The organism is Pararhizobium antarcticum, from assembly GCF_001885585.1.
Lineage (GTDB): Bacteria > Pseudomonadota > Alphaproteobacteria > Rhizobiales > Rhizobiaceae > Pararhizobium > Pararhizobium antarcticum.
Genome location: NZ_LSRP01000080.1, coordinates 43,315 through 67,987, shown reverse-complemented (window position 1 = coordinate 67,987; position 24,673 = coordinate 43,315). Strand labels below are relative to the sequence as shown.

Genomic DNA, 24,673 nt, shown 5'->3' with positions numbered 1-24,673 from the left:
TGAACCGGAACCATCACGGTCATGCCGTCGATCGTCAACGCCTTGTGGTCAGAGGGGCCGGCACCCCCGCGACGGCTTTCATGACCGGCCTTCGGATCAACCAGCCTGGCGCCGAACGACTGCAACTCGTTGATCAGGGTTTCCGTCGAAAGCTGAGGTCTGGTGTTCATCGAGAGTGCTCCTTGTCGGCGCGGTTTCGAGAGAAGGATAGGACGTGACCATCGGAGACGCCGGCCGGTCGTCGATCACGAGATGCAGAAGCTCGGGCCGGGCATAGTGACCGACCGAATCCATCATCCGCTTGCGCTTGACGATGAGGCTCATGTCGAGATCGGCGATGAGGATGCCTTCGCCCTCGGTAATCGGCGGGGCGAGGTGCTTGCCCTCCGGCGAAATGATGGCTGTCATGCAGCCGCCGCGCAGGGCCATCTGCAAGCCTTCATCGGGCGTGATCGAGATGATCTGTTCATCCGTCAGCCAGCCGGTCGAATTGACGACGAAACAGCCGCTTTCCAGCGCATGATGGCGGATCGTCACCTCCATCTGGTCGGCGAAAATCGGCCCCACCATGGAGCCGGGAAACTGCGCGACATGGATCTCTTCGTGCTGGGCCATCAGCGCGTAGCGCGCCAGCGGATTGTAGTGCTCCCAGCATGCCAGCGCGCCGATGCGACCGACCGTGCTGTCGACGACCTTCAGGCCGGATGCGTCGCCCTGTCCCCAGATCATTCGCTCGTGAAAGGTCGGCGTGATCTTGCGCCGCTTGAGCACAAGCGTCCCATCGGCATCGAAGACCAGCTGCGTATTGTAGAGCGTGCCGTGATCGCGCTCGTTGACGCCAAGGGCGACGACGATGCCATGCTCGCGGGCGGCCGAGGCGACCGCATCTGTTGCAGCGCTTGGAACCATCATGGCTTCTTCGTAAAGCCTTACATGCTCGCGGCCCGAAAGCACCGGCGGCAAGACGAACGAAAAATAGGGATACCAGGGAACGAACGTTTCCGGAAAGACGATCAGCTCGGCGCCCTTGGCCGCCGCCTCGCGGATCGTTTCCAGCACACGCGCAAGTGTCTTGTCGCGGGAGGTGAGGTCCGGCGCAATCTGGGCGGCGGCAGCCCGCACGATCCTGTTTGGTTCCATGACGAATTCCTTGGGTTGAGAGGAAGGAGGCGGACAGGATCCGCCTCCCGGAAGCGCTTGAGGAAAGCGCCTCGGCTCAGAGTGTCCAGGTGTCGAGAATGACGGCACCGGCGCGGCGGTGGATCAGCATCAGATCCAGCACGTCGAGCGGGCTAATCGGCGTGATGCCCGGGATCAGCGCAGGCTCGCCGTGGCCGTAGAGCGCCTGAAGCGCGAAGCGGCAGGCATAGACCTTGCCGCCTTCTTCCAGAAAGCCCTTGATCTGATTGTTGAAATTCAGATGTCCCGGAAAGGCTTCCGCGCCGAGCTTGGGGAAGCCGCGCTGAATGCCGAGCGTGACGCCCGGGCCGTAGAGCAGGATGGATGTGTCGTAGCCCTTGCGCTTCAGGCGTTTGGCCTGGAGCAGGTTGACAAGGCCGATGGACCCTTCGAAAGCGACAGTGTGGAAGGTGATGAGGGCTTTTTCGCCCTCGTTGGCCTGGATATCTTCGAAGACCTTTTCTTCGTAGTCGACGAAGAAGTCTCCGTCAGCGTGGGCCGGGGCAGTGATTGCTGGCATTGTTGGCTCCTGTTTTGACGTCGGCCCAGCGATGGGGCGCTACCATTCAATTGCAAGGAGCGTGCCAGTACGGTTTCTGCCCAATATACGTTCAAAACAGCGAAATATGCAGTCAATATCGCAGTCAATGATTTAGGATGGCCTTGAGTACTGATCTTTTCAGGGCAATGCACTGCCAAAAACACAAGCGAATTGACCTTTATTTGATGCAGTCAATACGCGATCATTCGGGGCTTTCGCGAAGCATGGAGCCACGAAAACTCTCTTTCGTTAAACTCCGCCAGGCAAAATGCTTTTTACGTGACATTTCCCGAAAGCAACAATATACGGTCAATCTTCAACATTGAAGAGTTCACATGAAAACCTGGATTCCAGATCTCTCCCGTAGCAACGGCCCTCGCTATATGGCGATCGCCGATGTTATCGAAATGGACCTTAAGAGCGGAAAGCTTTTGGTGAGCGACAGGCTGCCGCCGCAGCGGGATCTCGCGAAACGATTGGGCATCGACTTCACGACCGTTGCGCGCGGCTATGTCGAAGCCCAGAAACGAGGACTTGTGACGACCCATGTCGGGCGCGGCACATTCGTCACCGGCGGCCCGGAAAAGACGCGTCGTGGTTTCGTGGCCGATGCCGCCCTCGACAGCCGTCGCGCCTCCGTCGTCGATTTTTCGATGAACATGCCGCCAGAGCCGGAAGATCCGGATCTTCTGGCGCGCATGCAGGAGGGGCTCTCCGCGGTCGCCACGAACCTCATCCCGCTGTTGCGCTATCAGGGCTTCGGGGGCGCCGGGATCGACAAGGAGGCTGCCGCCTCCTGGCTCAGTCGCCGTGGCCTGGTGCCGTCCCAGGAACGGATTTTCGTCACGCCGGGGGCCCATCCCGCTCTTCTGGCCATTTTTGGCCTTCTGGCCAAGCCCGGAGAAACGGTGCTGTCCGAAAACATCACCTATCCGGGCATGCGCTCGATCGCGGCCCAGTTGCGCCTGGATCTGCAGGGCCTGCCGATGGACGCAGACGGCATTCTTCCGTCGGCCTTCGAAGAGGCCTGCAAGACGGGCAAGCCAAAAGCGCTGTACCTCAATCCGACGCTGCAGAACCCGATGACGCTGACGATCCCGGAAAAACGCCGCGAGGAAATCTGCGCCGTCGCCCGCAAGTACCATGTGCCGATCGTCGAGGACGATGCCTACGGCTTCATCCCGCTCCATAGTCCGGCACCGCTCGCGGCCATGGCACCCGACCTGACATGGCATATTGGCGGCCTGGCAAAGTGCATCGGCGCGGGTCTGCGGTTGGCCTATGTCGTCGTGCCGGATACAAGAGCGGCCTGGCCCTTCGTCAGTGCCATGCGCGCTGCAAGCGTCATGGCGTCGCCGCTCTCGGCGGCTCTGGCAACACGCTGGATCGAGGACGGCACAGCTGACAGCATCCTGCGCTTTATCCGCACGGAAGCCGCGGCCCGTCAGGCCCTTGTCGCCTCGGTGCTACCCCCTGAAAGCTATCGAAGCGATCCGATCAGTTTCAACATCTGGCTGCCGCTCACCAACGGATGGACACGCTCGACGTTCGGAACCCACATGCGCGCATCCGGAATAGGCGTGGTCGCAAGTGATGCCTTTACCGTCGATGGCCCGGCCGAAGAAGCAGTTCGCGTGTGTCTTGGCGGGCCTATCCGACGCGATACGCTTAAGGGTGCGCTGGAATTCATGGGGCATGCGCTGGCCGGCTCTCCCGAAATGGCCGGCACTTTCTTCTGATCGACACGGGCTTGCCCGAAAATTCTGCCCGTCGAGCAAGCGGGCCGATCTGGACCACCCCCGATAACGGGGATGGTATGTGGGGCCGAACGGCTCCGTCCTTCTCTCTGGCAGAGCCGTGATGGCTCCCGATCCTGACTGCCTGGACCAAGGTCCTTAAGACGGTCAGAACGGGTAATGCTGGCTGGAATCCTCGATCGTGATCCAGCGCAGGTCTGTGAATTCGGCAATGGCCGCCTTGCCGCCGAAGCGACCGTAACCGCTGCTCTTGACGCCGCCGAAGGGCATCTGGGCTTCGTCGTTCAGCGTCGGGCCGTTGATGTGGCAAATGCCGCTTTCGATCCGGGCAGCAACCGCCATGGCGCGCTGCACGTCGCGGCTGAACACTGCCGACGACAGGCCGTATTCGGTATCGTTGGCAACCCGGATTGCCTCTTCTTCGTTGGCGACGCGGATGATCGGCTTGACCGGTCCGAAGGATTCTTCCGAATAGACCCGCATGTCCGGAGTGACATGATCGAGCAGCGTCGCTTCCACGACGGTGCCGGTGCGTTTGCCGCCGGCGACGAGCGTGGCGCCCTTGGCGGTGGCATCCGCAATCAGGTCGTCCATCTTTTTTGCCGCCTCGAGGCTGATCAGCGAACCGAGCACGACATGGCCACGGGGATCGCCGGCCGGAAGCTTTGAGGCGCGGGCGGCAAGCTTGGCAACAAACTCATTGGCGATGGCCTGATCGACGATGATGCGCTCGGTCGACATGCAGATCTGGCCCTGGTGCATGAACGAACCGAAGATCGCGGCATTGACCGCGCCGTCGATATCGGCGTCGTCGAGAATGACCAGCGGAGCCTTGCCGCCGAGTTCGAGAAGGGCGGGCTTCAGATGCTCGCCGCAAAGCTTGGCGATGATCTTGCCAACCTTGGTGGAGCCGGTGAAATTGACGCGGCGAACGGCCGGGTGGGCAATCAGGCTGGCGACGATATCAGCTGCATCCTCGGGCGCATTGGTGATGACATTGATGACACCGGCGGGCAGGCCGGCTTCGGTGAGCGCCGTGGCGATCAGCCGGTGGGTGCCGGGGCATTGCTCCGACGCCTTCAAGATGACGGTGTTGCCGCAGGCGATCGGCATGGCGACGGCACGGGTGGCGAGGATAACAGGCGCGTTCCAGGGGGCGATGGCCAGGCAGACGCCGGCTGCCTGGCGCACGCCCATGGCGAGCGTTCCCGGCTTGTCGGCAGGGATGATCTCGCCGGAAATCTGCGTCGTCATCGACGCCGCCTCGCGCAGGACGTTCGCCGCCAGCTTGACATTGAAGCCGGCCCAAGGAGCCGTGGCGCCCGTTTCCTCCATCATCAACTGGGTGAATTCGCCGACCTTGCTGTCGAGGATATCGGCGGCCTTGAGCAAGAGCGCACGGCGTGCGCCCGGACCGGTCTTGGACCATGCGGGAAAGGCGGCGGCTGCGGCTTCGATCGCGGCCGTGACATCATCAAGGCCGGCGGCGGCGGCGCGGCTCGCCAGCTTTCCGGTGAACGGGTCCAGCCGGTCATAGGTCCGGCCACTTGCCGCCGCACGGTCCGTGCCATTGATGAGCAGGTTGATGGTCATGAAAGTCTCCTGAGAAAAGGACATTAAAAGCCGAGAACTTCGGCGTTGATCGAGGCTTCGAGGCCGCCATCGGTTGCCAGATTGGTACCGTTGATCCAGCGGGCGCCATCCGAGCAGAGGAACAGCACGGCCGGCGCGATATCGGCTGCCGTACCGGCGCGCCCCACCCGGGTGATGTCGCTGTCGACCCTGGCATCCCCGAGCACGGCGCGGAACTGCTTGAGGATCGGGGTCTCGACCGGGCCGGGACTTGCGGCGTTGACGCGAATGCCGCGATCCCTAAACAGCGGCAGGTGGGCAGCCCGCATGGTCCAGAGGACAAGCAATTCCTTGGACAGGGGATAGCCTTCCTCATCCTTCAGGCCATGCTCGGCAGCAAGGGCGCCAACGTCCGGAAAACCCTCGATCCCGACCAGCGTCTTTGCCCGCTCGAGATGGGCACGCCAGCCATAACCGGCGATCGAGGCGACATTGACGATGGCGCCGCCTTCCCGGATGCGCGGGGCCACGGCCTCAGACAGGGCGCGAAGGCCGTAGAAATTGACCGACAGCGTCGAAACAATGCCGGTATTTCCCGACAGACCCGCGACATTGGCGAGCGCGTCGAGACGACTGGGTAACTGGGCAACGATGTCGGCGACGCCAGCGGCGGTCGAGAGATCTCCCTTGATAAAGGCTGTCGTGGCGCCTGCCGGTTCGCGGACGTCGACACCGATGACATCGGCACCCATCTGGCCGGCCAGTTCTGCAGTGCGCGCGCCGATACCAGAGGCAACGCCCGTCACAAGGATCGTTTTTCCAAAAAGCATGTCGTCACCTTTCCTGTAAGAAACTGAAGTCTGTTGGAGTGTCAGTTGCGGGGCGTGTCAGGCGTGCCGGAGAATTTGACCCGGTAGCCCACCGGCAGCAGGCGCAGGTCGAAGCGGCGTTCGATCTCGCCCCAGAGCCCATGCGGCAGGAACAGGGAGAACAGCACCGCCGTTGCACCAAGGCCGATCAGGTACCACACGCCCATCGCACCGAAGAAGGTTTCGATGACGAAGAACAGCACCGCGCCAAGGATCGCCCCTTCGAACTTTCCGATGCCACCGACCAGCACCATGAAGATCATGTAGGCGGTCCATTGCACGCTGAAATAGGTTTTCGGCTGGAAGGTGGTGGCTGTCGCCAGCCACAACGCACCGGCGACCGCGATGCCGAAGGCGGCCAGAACAAAGAGCAGCCGCTTGGTGGCGATGACGCGCACGCCGAGCGACGTCGCCGCATCCTCATTGTCGCGGATGGCCTGGATGGCGGCACCAGCACGGCTGCGCAGGAGTGTGAAGAGAAGGCCGAGCAGGGCGGCCATCGAGGCCAGCGCCAGCCAGTAGATGACGACCCGGCGGGTGCCGCTGTCATAGACGTTGAGCGAGATCAGCGATGTCCCGGTTTCACCCTGGATCAGCCGGTCGAGATTGACCAGCATATGGGTGAGAGCGGAGATCACCCACATGCCGATGGCGAATTCGCCGCCCTTCAGCCGCAGCATGAACAAGGAGAGCGGCAGGGAGATCGCGCCGGTGATCAGGGCGGCGGCAAACAGCGACAGGAACGGATTGAGCCCGGCATCGGCAAGGCGGATGGTGAAATAGGCACCAAGGCCGAAGAAAACCTGCTGGCCGACCGACACAAGTCCGCCGAAGCCGGCAAGGGCGTTCCACATGGCAGCGAGGATGACGTAGATGAACAGCGCCGTCAGTCGGTCGATGGCGCCTGCACCGAGCGTCAGCGGGGCGATGGCGAAGAGGACAAGCGCGATGGCGACGCCGCCAAGTGCCAGCCGTGAGGCGCGCGTCCAGCGTTCAATGGTGATGCCGTGGGCAATGCTTTGGGGGATCGTGGTCATGGGGTGCTCCGGATGGCGGCGCGAATTCTGGCGAGGCCGGCTTTTGCAAAGCCTGTTGTCCCGATGGTCGGGGCTCCGATGAGAAACAATCGGGCAAACAGGACTGCCAGGAAAACGACATGGCCGCCGATCAGAAAGCCCTGCGGATGGATCTGTGCACCGAGCGATTGCGCAAGGCCCAGAACGATGCCGCCGATCAGCGTGCCCCAGAGAGAACCGGCGCCTCCGATGACGGCCGCCTCGAAGGCAAACAGCAGTTGCGGACCGCCGGAATAGGGATCGAACGTCGCCCGCATCGCCAGAAACGCGCCAGCAATGCCGACCGTGACCATCGCGATGGCGGTTGCCACTGCATTGGCCTTGCGGGCATCGATGCCGACGAGGCCGGCGGTATCGGGATCCTCGGCGGTGGCACGGATGGCGCGACCAAGCGCAAAACGGCTGAGGAAGATCTGCAGCCCGCCGAGAAGGGCGATCGCGGTCGCCATGGTCATCACGGCGAGCTTTCCGACATAGATGCCGCCGGGCAGTTCCCAGCTGTCATAGGACAGGCTGCCGATGAAAGGGGCGAGCGAGCGGGTGTCGGCGCCGAACTGCTCGAACATCAGATTGTCGATGACGATGGCGAGGCCGAAGGTGGTGAGGATCGGCAGCAGCGCGCCGCCGCGGGCACTGCGCTCCAGAAGATAGCGTTGCAGCAGCCAGCCGATGGCCGCCATGGCAGGTAGCACGATCAGAAGGCCCAGAAACGGTGAAATTCCGAATTCTGACGCGAGCAGCCACAGGCCGTAGGCAGAGAGGACTGCGAGACTGCCATGGGCGAGATTGATGATCCGCATGACGGAAAACATGAAGGAAAGCCCGCAGGCAATGACGGCATAATAGCCGCCGAGCAGGATGCCCTGGATCAGCGTGTCGATCACGATGCCACCCTTTCATTGTTTTCCCGGTGCAAGCCGAAATAGGCTTTCGTCACCTCGTCGCGCGTGACCTGTTCTGCGGGGCTGTCGAGCACGACGCGCCCTTCCAGCATGCAGATGACGCGGCTGGCGACGCCCATCGCACGGCTGAGATCCTGTTCGACCAGAATGATCGTGGTGCCGGAGGTAAGCAGGGTCTGCAACTGCGCATAGACGCGGTCGACAACTAGGGGCGAAAGCCCGAGCGAAACCTCGTCGAGCAGCAGAATGTCGGGATTGCTCATCAAGGCACGGCCGATTGCCGTTGCCTGCTGTTCGCCGCCGGAGAGATGGCCGGTCTTGGCGTGTCGGCGGGCAACGAGATTGGGGAAGGCGGAAAATACACGGTCGATGGTCCAGTCACCGGGTCTCCCCGATGTTTTGCCCAGAAGCAGGTTTTCCTCGACGGTCATCTGTGAGAACAGGCGACGTCCCTCGGGCACCAGCGCGATGCCCATGGCGATGCGCTGGTGCGAAGGTACCTTTGTCATGTCCTGGCCATTGAGCGCGATGCGGCCTGCGGCGGGAAGGTGTGCGCCGGCGAGCGAGCGCAGCAAGGTGGTCTTGCCGGCGCCATTGGCTCCGACAAGCGCCAGAACGTCGCCCCTGGAAAGATCGAAGCTGACATCGCGCACGGCCTGCAGCAGGCCATGGCGGACATCCAGATTTTGAACGGAGAGAAGGGTCATGCGGGCGTGCCTCCGAGATAGGCCTTGACGACGTCGGCATCGGCCATCACGGCGCGCGGTTCGCCATCCGCAATGATCCGGCCGGCATCCATGCAGATCAGCCGCTCGGCAACCTGCAACAGGATATGGACGATATGCTCGATCCAGACGATGCCAATGCCGCGACGGCGCAATTCGAGAATGGTCGTCACCAGTTCGCTTGCCTCGCCATCGGTCAATCCGCCGCCGATTTCATCCAGCAGCATCAGCTTCGGCTTGGTCGCCAGCGCCCGCGCCAGTTCGAGGCGCTTGCGGTCGAGAAGGCCGAGCGTATCGGCGCGCCGGTTGGCGACCCCAAGCATGCCGCAGAGCGTCAGGCTGTCGATTACGCGCTCATAGGCCTCGTCGCGGCCAACGGCATCGCCGTGTGCGGCGGCAACGTAGATATTTTCGAACGTGGTCATGCCACTGAAGGGTATCGGGACCTGATGGGTGCGCACCAGCCCCGAGCGGCAACGATCTGCCGCCGAAAGGGCGGTGACATTCTGCCCGTTGACCGTGATGATCCCGTCACTTGGCGGGAAAGCCCCCGCCAGCACGCTGAGCAGAGTGGTCTTGCCGGCGCCATTCGGCCCGACGATGCCGACGGCGTCGGTTTGGCCCATGGCAAAATCGACATTGTCGAGAACCACAAGCGCTCCGAAGCGCTTGTGGATTCCTGTTGCCGAGAGAAAGGCTTCTCCCGGCTGCTGCTGGTTTGTTTCGATCCGCACCGGCCCTTATCCGTTGTAAGAGACGAGTCTTGCGCCGACCGGAACATTCGGGTCGGTGGCGTTCTCGGTAACGACGTAATCGAGCGGGAATTTGGAGCCTTCCGGTGCCTTGACCCACTGTGTTCCGATAATCGGACCGGGCGAGACATTGGCAACCGGGCCTGCGGTGAAATCGACCGCACCGGCGATGGTCGTTGTCTTCAGCGTCGAAAGCGCCTTGGCAACGGCATCCTTGCTCTTGGCATCAGTCGCGGCCTTCAGGGCCTCGAAGCCGGCATCGAGCAGCGACAGGCTGGCGCCGAGTTGCTGGGTCCACTGCTTGCCGCTCTCTGTCTCGTAGCCATCGGCAAGTTCGGTGCCGGACACACCGGTCAGCGACGATTTGTAAGGGAAGGCCTTGTGCCAGTAGGCGGCGCTGGAGATGTTGAAGCCGAGATCGCCGAGCGCCTCGATATCGGACGGGAACAGCCCGGTCTTTGCCACCTGGGCGATCTTGATCTGGCGGGTCAGTCCCTGCTGTGCGGCCTGGCGCCAGAAGGCGGCAAAATCCGGTGGGATCGGGAAGGACGAGAAGATCTCCACGCCTTCGCGCTTGAACAGCGCGATCTGGGCGGAGAAATCCGTGGTTCCGGTTTCATAGGCCCCGGGATCTACGATGGTAAAACCGTCCTTGGCAAGCAGCGGCGCGAGATTGGCGCGGATCGCATTGCCGTCGGCGTCGTTCGGATACATGACGCCGACCTTCTTGTTGGTCTCGATCAGGTTCCATTGCGACACGTAAGTCTTGTGGAATTCGCCGACGCCAAAGCCGAAATGATAGGTCCACTTGAACGGCGAGGGTTCGCCGGGCTTGGCGCCGCGTCCGAAATACCAGGCTTCCCAGGGCATGACGGTGGAAAGGCAGGGGACGCCGGCCGCTTCGCAGGCGTCCGATACCGGGTTGATGGTTTCCGGCGTCGAGACCGCCAGCATCAGGTCGATGCCCTGATTGTTGATCAGGTCCCTGGCCAGCTGGCCGGCGCGGGACGGATCGGACTGGGTGTCCTGATCGATGATTTCGACCTGATAGGTCTTTCCACCGGCCTGAAAGCCCGATGCCAGGGCCTTGCGGGCAAGATCGAGCACATAGCCGTCGGTCTGGCCGAAGCCCGCCAGCGGGCCGGTGCGCGGGCTGATGAAGCCGACCTTCAGAGTGTCGCCGCTCTGGGCAAAGGCAGTGCGCCCGGAAAGCGCCAGCGCCGCCCCGCCTGCCACTGTCGATGCGATAAACGAGCGGCGTGTCAGCGCCGATGGGTCGAATTTTCCGTTGCGGAACCTGCCGTTCATGAAGTGCTTCCTCCCTGTGTGCGGGCCTCCCAGCCCGGCTTTGCTCTTTGGTTCAACCGATCAGGCGCAATCCTTGGAATGCTCAGATCGGATAGTCTCGTCTGCCGGATGCCAAGGTGATCCAGCGCAGATCCGTGAATTCGTCGATTGCCGCGCTGCCGCCAAAGCGGCCGTAGCCGCTCGACTTGACGCCGCCGAAGGGCATCTGTGGTTCATCGGAAACAGTCGCCGCGTTGATGTGGCAGATGCCGGATTCAAGCCGCTTGGCGACGGCCAGCGCCGCGTTTATGTCGCGGCTAAAAACCGCCGATGACAGGCCGTATTCCGTGTCATTGGCAACCGTTATGGCTTCGTCGATGCTGCCAACGCGGATGATGGCCGCAACCGGGCCAAAACTTTCCTCGCGGTAAATGCGCATGGCCGGGGTCACGTGATCGACCACGGTCGCATCCATCAGCGTCCCGTTCGACGGTCCGCCGCAGAGGACGACTGCGCCCTTTTGCCTGGCGTCATCGATCAGCGAGGTTACGCGCCGAACGGATTCGGCATTGATCAGCGTGCCGAGCGGCGTCTTGCCGTCCTGCGGGTTGCCGGCGAGAAGCGTCGCGGCCTTTGCCTGGAACTTGTCGACGAATTCGTCAGCGATCCTGTCCATCAGGATGATGCGCTCCGTCGACATGCAGATCTGGCCCTGGTTCATGAAGGCGCCGAAGGCGGCAGCCGCCACCGCCTCATCAAGATCGGCATCGGCAAGCACGATGAATGGCGCCTTGCCGCCAAGCTCGAGAAGGCAGCGTTTCAACTGCCGCGCCGAGGATTCCGCGATGATGCGGCCGACGCGGGTGGAGCCTGTGAAATTGATCCTGCGCACGGCCGGGTGGGCGATCAGCGCTTCGACGACCGCTGCCGCATCCTTCGGCGCATTGGTCACGACATTGACGACGCCGCGCGGAAAGCCGGCGTCGCGCATGACGTCGCCAATCAGGCAATGCGTTTTCGGGCAGAGCTCAGAGGCCTTCAATATGACGGTGTTTCCGCAGGCAAGCGGCATCGCGATCGCCCGGGTGCCGAGAATGATCGGCGCGTTCCAGGGTGCAATGCCCACACAAACACCTGCCGGCTGCCGCACGGCCATGGACAGATTGCCTGATGTGCCGGAGGGGATGATTTCGCCGCTGACCTGCGTGGTCATGGCGGCAGCCTCTCGCAGGATGTCTGCACCGAGACTGCAATTGATCGCGGCCCATTGCGCCGTCGCGCCGGTTTCGCTGGTCATCGCCGCGACGAACTCGGCTGTGCGGGCTGTGAGGATATCGGCGGCGGCGTTGAGTAGCATGCGGCGTTCACCGGGGCCGGTTTCCGACCAGGACGGGAAGGCGGCGGCGGCGGCATTCGCGGCTTTGGACATATCCGCAACAGAACCGGCAGGGGCAGTCGTCGCGAGATCGCCGGTCAGTGGATCGAGACGTTCGAAGGTTGACGCATCGGATGCGTCCATTGCCTCGTCGTTGATCATCAGCTTCGCCACAAACACGATCGTCACCCTCTTCCGGCAGGCGATACCTGCGTTTTCTAACGGGAGACAGACGCACGAACAGGTTTGGCCAGAAGGCCGCGTGTCCTGCATGGGTCTGTTGAGGTGCCTCCTCCCAAAGGCTGATGACGAAAGACTACGCCGTTCTCGAACGGATGGAATGTGATTTTACGGGTTAATATTGTAATTATACGGGGATCAGGGCAAGGTTCATCACGGATTGAGGGGAAGCAATGGCGACGGACGGCGGCATTCATCATCACGCACGGGGCGAGTGGCGGGAACCGTCACTGGCGCATCGGCGCATCCGTTTCCAGAAAGGCCTCTATGTGGACTTTCATCACATCTTCCTCTTGAGCTATGGCGATGGTGAACTGCATTTCGACGATGACGAACATCGCACCCTGTATGGTCCGTCCCTTGCCCTGTTGTCCCCTGACGTTCGCTGCGAGATCACCATCGCCGCCGGTGCACAAGCCTGCCTGATCGGTGCTTCGCCACAGATCATGGTTGATGCGATCGGCGACAAGGTGGAATCCTATTCGCTGCGGATCTTCATCGAACAGATGAAACTGATCGAAACCATGGATGCGGGATCGTTGGGCGAGATCAATCCGCTGATTTCAGGCTTCGTGCGTGAACTGGCCGATCCTGCCCGGGCCTCCTGGATGGTGGTGTCCGCCTATATGCGGCTGATCCTGATGGCGGTCTGGCGCGCGTCGGGCGGTGCAAATGCCGAACGGCGCGGGCAGGGCGAAAGCGGCTCGATCCTGGTGCGTTACCGGCAGCTTGTCGAAGCCTGGTTTCGCCAGCACCGGCCGATCAGCGACTATGCGGTGGAACTGGGTGTCACCACCGACCGGCTCCAGGCGATCTGCCAGAGGACGCTGGGGCGTTCGCCGATCCAGCTTCTGCATGAGCGGCTGGTACAGGAGGCAAAGCTGCGGCTGGAACGCTCGGCCCGCAACATACAGGAAATATCCGATAGCCTCGGCTTTCGCGACCCGACCTATTTCAGCCATTTCTTCAAGCGCAAGACCGGACTGTCACCGGCCAGCTATCGTGCCGTCGCACAGGCGTCTGCAGGGTCAGACAACAGCGTGTTGTCATCCGACTACGCGGATTGGCCATGAAGTCCGAGACGCATCTCCCTAATAGGGCAAGCCGATATAGTTCTCGGCAAGCGCCATTGATGCTGGCTGCGAGCGCGTCAGATAGTCGAGTTCGGCTTCCTGGATCTTCTGGTCGAAATCACCGGTGTCGGGGAAACGATGCATCATGGTCGTCATCCACCAGGAAAAGCGAACGGCTTTCCAGACGCGGGACAGCGCCCGCTGCGAATAGGCGTCGATGCCGGCATCGGATCGGTCGCGATAGTGCTCGACAAGACCCGAAAACAGATAGTGCACGTCGCTGGCCGCCAGATTGAGGCCCTTGGCGCCTGTCGGGGGCACGATATGAGCGGCATCGCCAACCAGGAAAAGGCGCCCGAAGCGCATCGGTTCGGCAACGAAGGATCGCAGCGGCGCAATCGATTTCTCAAAGGAAGCGGCCGTCAAAAGCGCCTCTGCATGATGTCCGGGAAGGCGTCGGCGCAACTCGTCCCAGAAACGGTCGTCGCTCCAGTCCTCAACCTTTTCGTCCAGGGCACATTGGATGTAATAGCGGCTGCGCGTTTCCGAGCGCATCGAACACAGGGCAAAACCACGCGGGTGGTTGGCGTAGATGAGTTCGTGGCTGACGGGGGCCACGTCGGCCAGAATGCCGAGCCAGCCGAAGGGATAGACTTTTTCGAAAATCTTGATCGACCCATCGGGCACGGATTTTCTGCTCACACCATGAAACCCGTCGCATCCGGCGATGAAGTCGCATTGAAGATGCTGCGACACCCCGTCCTTTTCGAAGGCCACAGACGGTGCATTTCCGTCGAAATCCCGCGGTTGCACATTCACCGCATTGTAGATCGTCAAACCGCCGGTCTTTTCGCGCTGCTCCATCAGGTCGCGCGTCAGTTCCGTCTGTCCGTAGACCATGACACGTCTGCCGCTCGTCAGTCCGTGGAGATCGATCCGGTGCTCGCGGCCATCGAAGGCCAGCGCGAAACCGTCATGCGGCAGGCCTTCGGCATGCATGCGCGTGCCGGCGTTCGCCTGATCCATCAGCGCGACGGTGCCTTCCTCCAGAACCCCGGCGCGGACGCGGGCAAGGATATAGTCCTTGTCGGCGCGATCGATGATGACATTGTCTATGCCAGCTGCCGTCAACAACTGACCGAGAAGCAGCCCGGATGGTCCCGAGCCGATGATCGCTACCTGGGTGCGCATGTTTCCTCCCGCACATTATGTTGAGGCGGATTGTCGCCCCTGCAGGAGCATGCTTCAATGGACAATTCATGCCAGAAATTGCATATATCGAACATTAAGGGAGCGATGCGCCATGCCGACAGCCGTGCCGACCTATGATCTCTATGGGGAGAAGACGGGCGAAAACATGCGGGATTGGCTGCATTGCGAAACGATTCCGGCGCGCAGCAGGCTGCACCACTGGGAAATCCGGTTGCATCGGCATGAGAGCTTCTTTCAAATTTTATACATGCATGCCGGTTCCGGAGACGCAATATTTGGCAATCAGCGGCATGAAATCCGGGCTCATAGCGTGATCACCGTCCCGCCGGGCGTCGATCATGGATTCCGGTTTTCCAGGGATACCGATGGCTTCGTCGTGACGATTTTGGCATCCCGACTGCGCACGCCCCCCGGCGACCGGAGTCACCTGGGTGCGTGGCTCGCCTTGCCGCACGTAACGTTGCTGGACGTGACCCGGCATGAGGGAGCCTATGTGGCGGATACACTGATGCGGCTGGGCGCCGAATACGCAGCCTACCAAACCGGCCGAAACGATCTGCTCGATGCCTATCTCACCCTTGCCCTGCACCTGACGGCACGGCTTTCACCGGCCAGCGCCGGAGAGTCGATGGACGACAAAGGCCGTCGCATGGAGCGGTTGAACAGCCTCATCCATCGCCATTTGCGGGCGCACAAGCCGGCCTCCTTCTATGCCGCCGAACTCGGCATTTCGCCAACCCATCTGAACCGGTTCCTGAAGTCGGTCACCGGACTGGGTACCCATGACATGATTGCCCGCAAGCTCATCGACGAGGCAAAACGGGAGCTGGTTTTCAGTTTCGGCAGCATAAAGGATGTCAGCGAAAGTCTTGGATTTGTTGATCCGGCCTATTTTTCCAGGCTCTTTTCAAAGCAAACCGGCGCGACGCCGCGGGCCTGGCGAATGGCCGAACGTGCCAAGCTCGACAGTCGCAGTACGGACTGACAAACGCCGTTGTGGTCTGCCCGGATGCGTTTGGCAAGAGCTCCGAATCCGGCTCACGAATGCAGGATCCGCTCCAGAACGAAGAGGCAGTCTGCATCTTCGTCGAGCAATTCGCAGCCACCGTCCTGCTCGACGGACGAACAGATCAGGTCCACTTTTCCTTCGTCGAAGTCAGTCAGCGAAAGCAGAATATCACGCAACTCACCAAACGCGATTACAGCCGGCGGCCGGACCAGAAGGCCGTCATGCCAGGAACTCATCTTGATTGCAGGGAGCATAGCATTTCTCCTGTGATGCTCCTTTGTGAATGATCGCAACCGCGCCGTCGATCACGACAATTCGCTATTCCCCACGCCCAAAGACCTGCTTCGAAAATCGACCAATTTGATTTCATTAGAGAATTTCAATTTTCGCCGGGTCAAAATGTCTGCCGGCGTGAGGGCCTATTCGACGAACACCCGGACACTGGCGGCACGTCCGGCTGCATCGATGACGGTCAATGTCGAATAACCGCCGCCGTCCGGTACCCACTGGCTGGTCCGGCGGCGTGTGGTTTCCGCCAGCAGCTTGCCATTGGCGAGCCAGCGGAAGGGCGCGCGACCGCCCTGCAACTTGAGCGCCAGCGGCATGAGTTCACCACCGGACGCAGCACCGAGTTCGACGCGTGCACCTTCCGGCGGATAGACAATCTGCGGTGCGGGTTCGCGGCTCAAGGACGAGAGGAGCCCGCTGGCGGTCATGGAAAACCGTCGCTGGCTGATCGGCAGTTGCGTCTGCGAAATCCGCACGGCGCCGGAAGGCGCGCCGGGAAGCCTGGTGATGGCGACGCCGGATTTGGCAAACGCTTCGAACAGGATCGGTGCGGCAGTGCCATAACCCGTAATGCCGGGAACCGCGCCGTTATCGGGGCGGCCGACCCAGATGCCGAGCACATATCGACCATCGAAGCCGACAGACCAGGCATCGCGATAGCCATAGCTGGTGCCTGTCTTGTAGGCGATGCCGCGCTGCCTGCTGCCGGCCGGCGGGATGACGCCGGAGAGGATATCCGCCACGTGCCACGCAGCGACAGGTTCCATCAGCGGTTCGCCAATAAGCCGTTCGGCCTTGTCCTGGATGCCGTCGCCAAGCCGCACCGGCTGGCCGCGATTGGCAAGGCCGGCATAGAGCTGCACAAGATCCTTCAGCGTGATGCCGACACCGCCGAGACCGATGGCAAGACCTGGCGGTTCGTCCTTCGGCAGCGACGGCCGGACATCGGCGCGGCGGAAGCGGACCATCAGCCGTGTCGGCCCGACGGCATCGAGCAACCGGATCGCCGGCACGTTCAGGGACAGTTGAAGCGCCTGGCGTATGCTGACATCACCCTGGTAGCTCATGTCGAAATTGCGCGGCCTGTACCCGAAGAAATCAGACGGCCTGTCCTCGATGATGGTTTCCTGCGACACAAGCCCTTCTTCGAAGGCCAGGCCGTAGATGAACGGCTTCAGGGTCGAACCGGGGGAGCGGGTGACGCGGGTCATGTCGATCCAGCCGGAGCGGCTGGCATCGAAATAACTGGCTGACCCCAATTCGCCGACGATTTCGCCGGTCCGGATATCGGCCATGACCATGGCGATGGAGACTTTCGGGTCGAGCCTGGCTGCGGCATCCCGCGCGACCCCTTCCAGACCCTGCTGGATGCTGCGCCGCAGGGTCGTCCTGTGCTCAATCACCGCCGGCTGCCGGCGGAGCGCCGCTTCCGCGACGTGGGCGGCAAAGGCTGGCAGTTGAAGGCGGCGCGACGGCACCGCTTCAAGCGAAGCCCGGCCCGCTTCACCCTCGCCGATCACTTCGGATACGGCCATGCGGTCGAGCACACGCAGGCGCGCGGCCTCGGCGGCGGCCAGATGGCGATCCGGACGCCGGCGTTCCGGAAGCTGTGGCAGGGCGACCAGAAGCGCTGACTGCGCCACCGTCAGGCGCCTCGGTTCCTTGCCAAAATAGGCAAGGCTTGCCGCGCGGACACCCTCGAGATTGCCGCCATAGGGCGCATGCGTCAGATAGAGGTCCAGGATCTCCGCCTTGCTCAGACGTCGCTCGATCTGCAGGGCGCGGGCAATCTGACGGACCTTGGCGGTCAGCGAGCGTCCGTCGCGCGGCTCGATCAGCCGTGCCACCTGCATCGACAGCGTCGAGGCGCCAGATACGATCCGGCCATTGCCGATGAACTGCGTAGCGGCGCGCAGAAGCGCCAGCGGATCGACGCCGCGATGTTGCGAAAAACGCTGGTCCTCATAGGCGACCAGCATGCGGATGAATTGCGGATCGACATCCGTTGCCTTGGTCTTCAGGCGCCAGAGGCCTTCCCGGGTGGCAAAGGCCCGCAGAAGCTGGCCATCCACATCCAGCACCTCCTTGGACACCTCATAGGCGTTGTCGAGCGGCGGCGGGAAAGCCCTGTCCGCCGCCCGCAAGCCGAAGAAGCCGGCCACGGCCAGGAGGAGGCTGACCGAAACGCCGATGCCGATGGTGCGCAGGATCGCCATTATTGCGCTGCAACGACCTCCATGCGGCCCGTCGCCGTGCGCGCCGAGAGTTGTGGACGATACATGTCCTCGACGCTGGCTGCCGGATGATCATAGGTCCCTGGCGTCACTGCGCGCACCACATAGGCGAGCGTGATTTCCCGGTTGTCTCCACTCGCACGATCGAAGGCCGCGACGAAACGATCGCTGCGGAATTCGGTATGGGCCGCCTCGACTTCGCCAACCCACTCGAAGTTCGATAGCTTGGCGCTATCGACGAGACCCGGATTGTCGATCTCGAAGCCGGCCGGCAGGAGATCGGTGATCAGAACCCGCGACGGCCAGTCATTGGTCTCGGTTGCCTTCAGCACGACAACATACCGCTCGTTCTGCTGCGCCTGGCTGACATTGGCTTCGGCGCCGTCCAGCGTGTAGTAGCTACGCGTGATCGCAAAACCGTCACCGCCGGCCGGCAGCGGCTGTGCCGGTGCGGCAATCGTCGTTACCACTGCAGCGACGGGATCACTCGTCCGGTTTCGGATGGTCACCGGCTGCTCCAGCAGCTCGTCGCCGGAAACCCGGGCGGAATAGCTGCCGGCCTGTGGCGCGCCGTTGATCTCCAGCTTCAGGTCCTGATCGCCATCCTGGATGGCACGGGCGGCAAGCAGCATCCAGGATTGTTCCTGGGTGCTGGTGTAACGCTTCTGCTCCCATTGCCGGGCAACGATCGTGGACAGGGCCGGAATGATCGTCGGGACCGGGCGGCTTTCCGCCGCCAGGGCCAGGACCGCGGCATCGTCGCGCAGCGACGAGCCGTAGTCGGAGCGTTTCAGGCTGACATTGACCAGTCCTGACGACATCTGCAGCGAATCCTCGAAGATGCTCATGGCGCGTTGCGCATCGCCATAAAGCGCCAGGGCCCCGGCAATATGGGCACGGGCCAGCGGCGTCGGGAATTCCTGCAGTTTCGTATCGGCATAATAGCGCAGGTCGCTGATCGAGGCCTTGCGATTGCGGGCCAGAACATAGAGTGCATAGGCGATCTCGTTGCCCTGATCCTTGACGTTGACCTCGTAGGCCAGCCCATTGCGCAGGTTTTCCAGCGCCCGCACCATGGCCTGTTCCGGCACGTCGTATTTCTGTTCGCGGGCGCGGGTCAGGAAATCGCTGACATAGGCGTCGAGCCAGAGATCGCCGGACCCCGGGCTCCAGAGCCCGAAACTGCCGGCAGAAGACTGATAGGCGAGCACACGATAGATCGCCTCCTGCACGCGTTTCTTGACCTCGCCATCATCGGCGATGCCGGATTTCTGCGCCATTTCGCTCAGATAAAGCAGCGGCAAAGCGCGACTCGTCGTCTGCTCGGCGCAGCCATAGGGATAACGATCGAGCGTCATCAGCAAGGCCGGAACATCAAAGGCCGACGAGCGCGATACACTGAGGCTCACCGATGCACCCTGCAGGATGCTGTCGGCGAGAAGCTCGCCATCCACCAGCAGGCTGCCGTTTGGCGGGATGGTCACCGGGCGACGGGTGGTGATCGGCAGGGAAGCCGGCCGAACCGGTATGTTCAGAACCTGTTCGAGCGACAGGCCGGACGCATTCGACAGTTTGACCGAGATGACGCCGTCGCCGTTATACCCGCCCATCAGCGGCAGGGTCAGGTCGAATTTTCCGCCGGCGGCCAGTGCGACCGTTTGCGTTGCGGCAACCGGATCGACGGTAACGACAGGATTGCTGGTGACCTGAAGCTGATAGTCACCGGCCGGCGCGTCGGTGTTGGCGATGTCGAGCCGCAACTCCGAGAGATCGCCGGGCGCCAAGAATTTCGGCAGGCTGGCAGTAACGACGATCGGGTCGCGGATGATCACGTCGGCCGTGGCATGCCCCACGCCGGTCTTCGACCAGGCCACCGTCATGATGCGGGCCGTGCCGTTGAATTGCGGATTATCGAAACTGATGATTGCCTTGCCGTCGGCATCGAGCTTGACCGGCCCGGAGAAGAAGGCAACGAGTTGCTCGGTCGGCGGATTGCCCTGCAACGGCATTTGCGAGCCATCGCCGCCGGTGCGCAGACGCCCGGTGGCGCCGAGTGATCCGTCGATCAGGCGGCCATATAGGTCTCGGATTTCGAGCCCCAGCCGGCGCTGTCCGAAATACCAGCCATCCGGGTTCGGCGCTTCGTAGCGCGTCAGGTTGAGAATGCCGACATCGACGGCAGCAACCGTGACATAGGCATCTTCCAAGCCCGCGCCGGTGACAGAGATCGGAATGTTCAGCGTCTGGCGCGGCAGGGTCTTCTCCGGCAGGTCGAGCGCAACAGAAAGCTTGCGTTCGGCCGGATCGACGGTCAGCCATTTGATACCAATGGCGCGCATCGGCATGCGGCTTTCCTGCGCATCTCCAGGCCGGAAGAGCGTGGCCGTGACATAGGCGCCGGCTCCCCATTCGGCGGTAACCGGAATCTCGACTTCGCCGCCTTCGGCCGCAATGCTGACGTTCGTGGTGGCAATCAGGTTTTCGGATCCGACCGTCACCATGAGTTCGCCGGCAAAACGCGGGCTGACCTTGAGCTTTGCGGTTTCGCCGATGACGTAGTTTTCCTTATCGAGCGCAATTTCGAGCCCGTCGGGTGTTTCCGTGGAAGTTGCCTCGACATACCAGCCGGCATCGAATTCGACGCTCGACGTCGGACCGTCGATCGCGGCCGTTTCGATCTCCAGCCGGTAACGACCCCAGGTGACCGGCGCGGCGATTTCCGCGCCATCCGTCGTCACGTCGACCGTTCCATTGGCGATGAGCTTGGTCGAGGTGACAGGCTCGTAGCGCCACGAGGTGCCTTCGCGGTACCATTGATAGTTCCGCTCGACGCTGACGAGCTTCCATCCGAGCCCCGTCATCGGCTGTTTGCGGCCTTCCGCATCGATGGCGATGACATGAAACTTGCCAATCGAGTTTTCAGCGAGATCACCGGAGAATTCAGGCTTGATACCGATCATCGCCCCGGTCGACTTGACCGGAAGGGTCAATGTTCGCTCGACGGCACGGCCGCCGGCTTCCTGCATGCGCAGGACGATATCGGCGTTGAGAAGCTGCGTCGTCGAGGGCACCTCTGCGAGGGTGACATCAAATGTCGCCTTGCCGTCTGCGTCGAGACCATCAAGACCTTCGAGCGCGGTGCGGCTGTCTTCGCTTGCTTCCTCATCAGCCAGACCAAAGAAATATCCGGGGAAAGCAGTACTCTGGCGGGTCGGTTTCAGTGCGACATCGCCCTCGATTTCAAGCCCTGCGGCCGGCGCGCCATAGAGATAGCGGCCATCTACGGCAACCGGCGTTGCGCCTTCAGGATCGATTTCCCTGGCGTCGCTCGTCAGGTCGAACTCGATCCTGTCAGGCACGAAATCATCGACCATGAACTGTTTTTCGGCAATCGACCTACCCTTCGGATCCGTGAAGATCTGCATCGTCCAGGTGCCGCGCATCGCATTTGTCTGCAATGGCAGGTCGAGCGTGTGCCCGCCCACCACGCCGCCATCGCTGACGATGCGGCGATCCTCGACACCATCCGGGCGCAGGAAGACAAAGGTCAACGGCAGATTTTCGACGGCATTGGCTTCGCTGTCGCGGGCCAGCGCGGAAACATGCACCGTCTCGCCGGCGCGGTAGATACCGCGTTCCGTCCAGGTCAAAACGTCGATGGCGCCGGGCGCCGCGCGGCCGGTGACTCCGCGATCGGAGAGATCAAATCCGGCGCGCGTCATGTCGAGGAAAACATAGTCGCTGTCGCCACTGCGGGCGGTGATGACAGCCGGTGCCATGGCCGCCGTGCCGCGCATCAGGCCGGCGGTGAAGCTGGCCCGGCCGTCGTCATCGGTCGTCGCCGTTCCGAGGATTTCGTTGTTCCTGGCGAGAAGTTGCAGCGTGACGCCAACCATCGGTTTGGCGCTGGCAAGCGACCGGGCAAAGACGTTCAGCCCGTCCGTGCCGGCATAGGTCGAGATGCCGATGTCCGAGACGACGAACCATTGCGTCGCCTTGGCTTCCCAGTCGTCACTGCGGGCATTCGACGAATGCGCGGTCAGAACATAGACGCCCGGCTTACGCTCCGGCAGGGCTTCGTCGACCGGAAAGCTGGTGATCCCGTCCTTGTTGAGTTCGGATGTCAGGTCGATCTTGCCCTGCCAGACCAGTTCGCCGCTTTCATCCTGGATGCGCTGGGCGCTGTAGCCGTCCATCTGCGTCAGGAACTGCGAATTCGTCAGCAGACTGGCGATGTTGCGGTCGCCGACCCGGTAAAGCTTGAGATCGGCGCTCTGGCTGTTGACCGAGACGATCGGAATGCCGCGGCGCGCCGTGCTTGGCAGGACGAAGCTATCGCCGGTGAAGCGAACGCTGGCGGATCGGTCCGGCACGTAGATATCGAGATCGACCTGGGCCTCCAGCGATTCGTTGACGGAGGAGGGCAGACCGGCACGGAAGGCAAGCTTGTAGCGCTGGCCATGCGTCAGGCCCTCGATGCAGATGTCGTTGCCCTTGGCTTCGACGGCCTTCGGCGCGCCGCCGTCGATCGTCACGAACGGTGCATAGTCGACCCCGGTCTTGACCAGCGGCTCGGAAAACTGGACGCAGGCACGCGGATTGGCGCTGTCGGCGTCGATGGTGTTTCCAACCATCCGGAACCCCTGACGGGATCTCAGATCGACATAGGCTGCGCGCACTGTCTGCGAATTGACGAGCGAAAGGCTTGCTTTGTACGCGCTGAGCGCGGCGCGGAAATTTTCGGTGTTGCGGAATGCGGCAGCCAGCACGGCCAGCGCATCGGCACGGCTCTGTGTCGTGCGGGTAAGCTGATAGCCGTTGAGCGCGCTCAGTTGCGCATCGGCCGCAATGCTTGAACTCACGGACGCCCGGTTCCCGGCACGCGCGGTCTCGATCCAGAGGTCCGCGTCATCAGGGCTGATGGCAAGCGCGCCTTTCAGTGTATCGACGGCTTGCTCGATCTGCGACAGGCCGAGATTGGCGCGGGCAATCGCCTGCAGGCCCTCATAACCCATCATCTCCTGGCCGTCCGTCAGTGCAAGCCGCGCTTTCTGCTCACGGGCCTGCTGGAGCAATTCGTCCGAGACAAAATCGAGTTTTGGTGCGGCCCCTATATCGGGATCGCCATCAACAGTGACAACCTTCCCGGCGACAGCACCCGCAAAGCTGTTCAGCTGGTTGAAATCCGACTTCAGGAAGCACCATTTTACCTTCGGATTATAGGTGAAGGCCCGGCACGACTGATCGTCGATGCAGGCGGTCTTGCACTGATCAAGCGACACATTCTGCTCGGTGCGAAGGTCGAAGCCGAAATAGTCGCCATCCTGTGTCGTGACGATGTCACGGCCAGGATCCGCAGCAACAGCCAGCTGGTTGGTGGCAAGAGCAATCAGAAAAACAGCTGAAAACCCGATGAACGCGCGCATAGACATAAGTCCTCCCACCGCTGCCCGTCTCGATGGCCGTATGTTGAAACTTCACGGCAGATTGTCAACTGGACATTGTGGGGTAAATGATCTGGCTTGGCGGGCAGAGCGAGCGCAATGCCGGGTATGACAGGCGGCACTGTTGCCGATTTACCGCACAATTTACTTTCTGGTAAACATGTCTTGAATTTGCTGCAACGCAGCATTATGTTGAAGGCATCGAAACGGTTCACCTCCTCCCGAACGCGTTTCGGTCCGACGGACAGCACTCCTCCTCCCAGCTGTCAGTCCTAATTGAAAGCCCGGTGCACCTCCTCCCGCACCGGGCTTTTTCTTTGCCTGTTTTCCCAATATCTCCGATTTTTGTCTCTGCTGCCGCGAGTTTGCCATGAAGGAAGGGCAAGTCGCTGACCTTTGCCGATCCGGTCGAGTCTCGGAACAGTGGCGAATTATCAAAAGAATATAAGGTGTTGCGACAGTCTAGCGCTGTATCTGCAAAGCGCACCGGACTGCATTGGAGAAAAACGGCTTTTGGATATCAACGAAAACGACACCCGATTCCTCCGGGTCATGAAATCCTACTTCGAGGCTAAAACGCAGGCTGCAAATCTCAAGCGTCGGCTGGAAGAGGCGCGCAAATCTGCCGACAGCAAGATTGCCGATTTCTACGATCCGCGCGTCAACTGGGCCTGGGCCGAGGAGATCGCGCGCATTCACGCGCTGAAAGCCGAAATGAACCGTCTGATGGTAGCAGCGGAAGCCTGGGCGAATGGCGAGGTATTCGACGTGCCCCCGTCAAACCATATGCGGGATCAGACCAGCTAGAGAAACCAAAACCCGGGCTACCGCTGGAGCGGCATCACAACGAAATGGCAGTGTGGTACCCCTCCGTGAATGAACGGTAAACGTCGCGCTTCTGGCGGAGATTGCATTCGCTCATGAGGCTCTCCTTGCCTGACATTTGTCAACGAAGGTGTCCACGAAACGCGGCATTTTACGGCAAGGTTTTGGCCACAGAGATGGCCTCGATCGGGCCGTGAGGATGTCACCGGTCGCGCGATCGGCGGTCGCAGCGGACGGATTTTACGCCGGCCTCACCCTGCGACATGCCGGGCTCGCCGATAGACTTTGTCACCGAGCTTGCCCACTGCGCTCT

The 24,673-nt window shown here is 61.8% G+C and carries 18 protein-coding genes and 1 pseudogene; 4 read left to right on the top strand and 15 right to left on the bottom strand.

Features of this window, described 5'->3' with window-relative positions; translation table 11 throughout:
- From AX760_RS27440 to AX760_RS10685, 3 genes and pseudogenes are all read right to left on the bottom strand, one after another.
- Window positions 1-170 (bottom strand): annotated as a pseudogene (locus AX760_RS27440) (MSMEG_0568 family radical SAM protein); the annotation flags it as partial.
- Window positions 97-1,140 carry a Nit6803 family nitrilase gene (locus AX760_RS10690; RefSeq protein WP_071832866.1) on the bottom strand — a complete coding sequence of 348 codons (1,044 nt, stop codon included), beginning with the start codon at window positions 1,138-1,140 and terminating at the stop codon, window positions 97-99. The gene AX760_RS10690 and the pseudogene AX760_RS27440, both read right to left, overlap by 74 nt.
- Window positions 1,141-1,216: 76 nt before the next feature.
- Window positions 1,217-1,699, bottom strand: a complete 483-nt coding sequence (locus tag AX760_RS10685) for an MSMEG_0572/Sll0783 family nitrogen starvation response protein (RefSeq protein ID WP_071832865.1) — start codon at window positions 1,697-1,699, stop codon at window positions 1,217-1,219.
- A gap of 356 nt (window positions 1,700-2,055) precedes the next feature.
- On the opposite strand from AX760_RS10685, the gene AX760_RS10680 reads away from it, so the two are divergent.
- Window positions 2,056-3,459: an aminotransferase-like domain-containing protein gene (locus AX760_RS10680; RefSeq protein WP_071832864.1), complete on the top strand. Its 1,404-nt coding sequence runs from the start codon at window positions 2,056-2,058 to the stop codon at window positions 3,457-3,459.
- 165 nt (window positions 3,460-3,624) lie between these two features.
- Here AX760_RS10680 and AX760_RS10675 read toward each other — a convergent pair whose 3' ends face one another.
- The 8 genes from AX760_RS10675 to AX760_RS10640 all read right to left on the bottom strand — a co-directional run bounded on the left by AX760_RS10675 (window position 3,625) and on the right by AX760_RS10640 (window position 12,197).
- Window positions 3,625-5,070 carry an aldehyde dehydrogenase gene (locus AX760_RS10675; RefSeq protein ID WP_071832863.1) on the bottom strand — a complete coding sequence of 482 codons (1,446 nt, stop codon included), beginning with the start codon at window positions 5,068-5,070 and terminating at the stop codon, window positions 3,625-3,627.
- Window positions 5,071-5,093: 23 nt separating this feature from the next.
- Window positions 5,094-5,879, bottom strand: a complete 786-nt coding sequence (locus AX760_RS10670) for a coniferyl-alcohol dehydrogenase (protein WP_071832862.1) — start codon at window positions 5,877-5,879, stop codon at window positions 5,094-5,096.
- A gap of 41 nt (window positions 5,880-5,920) precedes the next feature.
- On the bottom strand, window positions 5,921-6,955 hold the full coding sequence (locus AX760_RS10665; RefSeq protein ID WP_071832861.1) for a branched-chain amino acid ABC transporter permease: 1,035 nt from the start codon (window positions 6,953-6,955) through the stop codon (window positions 5,921-5,923).
- A complete protein-coding gene (locus AX760_RS10660; protein ID WP_071832860.1) occupies window positions 6,952-7,878 on the bottom strand; it encodes a branched-chain amino acid ABC transporter permease in 927 nt (308 codons plus the stop codon). Before AX760_RS10660 ends, AX760_RS10665 begins: the two co-directional genes overlap by 4 nt.
- Window positions 7,875-8,603, bottom strand: a complete 729-nt coding sequence (locus tag AX760_RS10655) for an ABC transporter ATP-binding protein (RefSeq protein WP_071832859.1) — start codon at window positions 8,601-8,603, stop codon at window positions 7,875-7,877. The genes AX760_RS10660 and AX760_RS10655 overlap by 4 nt, the downstream gene beginning before the upstream one ends.
- Complete coding sequence (locus AX760_RS10650; protein ID WP_425348837.1) at window positions 8,600-9,349, bottom strand: ABC transporter ATP-binding protein; 750 nt, start codon at window positions 9,347-9,349, stop codon at window positions 8,600-8,602. The genes AX760_RS10655 and AX760_RS10650 overlap by 4 nt, the downstream gene beginning before the upstream one ends.
- 12 nt (window positions 9,350-9,361) lie before the next feature.
- Entirely contained in the window at window positions 9,362-10,681 is a 1,320-nt protein-coding gene (locus tag AX760_RS10645; RefSeq protein WP_071832857.1) for an ABC transporter substrate-binding protein, read from the bottom strand.
- A gap of 82 nt (window positions 10,682-10,763) precedes the next feature.
- Window positions 10,764-12,197, bottom strand: coding sequence for an aldehyde dehydrogenase (locus AX760_RS10640; RefSeq protein WP_245294980.1), 1,434 nt, complete (start codon window positions 12,195-12,197; stop codon window positions 10,764-10,766).
- A 251-nt stretch (window positions 12,198-12,448) separates the two neighbouring features.
- On the opposite strand from AX760_RS10640, the gene AX760_RS10635 reads away from it, so the two are divergent.
- The gene (locus AX760_RS10635; protein WP_071832856.1) at window positions 12,449-13,348 is read left to right on the top strand and encodes a helix-turn-helix transcriptional regulator; all 900 of its coding nucleotides are present in this window, start codon (window positions 12,449-12,451) and stop codon (window positions 13,346-13,348) included.
- An 18-nt stretch (window positions 13,349-13,366) separates the two neighbouring features.
- Here AX760_RS10635 and pobA read toward each other — a convergent pair whose 3' ends face one another.
- Window positions 13,367-14,539 (bottom strand): 4-hydroxybenzoate 3-monooxygenase, encoded by a 1,173-nt coding sequence (pobA, locus tag AX760_RS10630; RefSeq protein WP_071832855.1) that lies wholly within the window; start codon window positions 14,537-14,539, stop codon window positions 13,367-13,369.
- Window positions 14,540-14,651: 112 nt separating this feature from the next.
- Here pobA and AX760_RS10625 point away from each other — a divergent pair, with 112 nt between their 5' ends.
- Window positions 14,652-15,545, top strand: a complete 894-nt coding sequence (locus tag AX760_RS10625; RefSeq protein ID WP_071832854.1) for a helix-turn-helix domain-containing protein — start codon at window positions 14,652-14,654, stop codon at window positions 15,543-15,545.
- A 53-nt stretch (window positions 15,546-15,598) separates the two neighbouring features.
- Here AX760_RS10625 and AX760_RS10620 read toward each other — a convergent pair whose 3' ends face one another.
- The 3 genes from AX760_RS10620 to AX760_RS10610 all read right to left on the bottom strand — a co-directional run bounded on the left by AX760_RS10620 (window position 15,599) and on the right by AX760_RS10610 (window position 23,517).
- Complete coding sequence (locus AX760_RS10620; RefSeq protein ID WP_071832853.1) at window positions 15,599-15,823, bottom strand: hypothetical protein; 225 nt, start codon at window positions 15,821-15,823, stop codon at window positions 15,599-15,601.
- Window positions 15,824-15,988: 165 nt separating this feature from the next.
- Window positions 15,989-18,073 carry a penicillin-binding protein 1C gene (pbpC, locus tag AX760_RS10615; protein ID WP_071832852.1) on the bottom strand — a complete coding sequence of 695 codons (2,085 nt, stop codon included), beginning with the start codon at window positions 18,071-18,073 and terminating at the stop codon, window positions 15,989-15,991.
- On the bottom strand, window positions 18,073-23,517 hold the full coding sequence (locus tag AX760_RS10610; protein WP_071832851.1) for an alpha-2-macroglobulin family protein: 5,445 nt from the start codon (window positions 23,515-23,517) through the stop codon (window positions 18,073-18,075). Before AX760_RS10610 ends, pbpC begins: the two co-directional genes overlap by 1 nt.
- Window positions 23,518-24,048: 531 nt before the next feature.
- Between AX760_RS10610 and AX760_RS10605 the strand changes: the two genes are divergently transcribed.
- Entirely contained in the window at window positions 24,049-24,342 is a 294-nt protein-coding gene (locus AX760_RS10605; protein ID WP_071832850.1) for a hypothetical protein, read from the top strand.
- Window positions 24,343-24,673 lie beyond the last annotated feature (331 nt).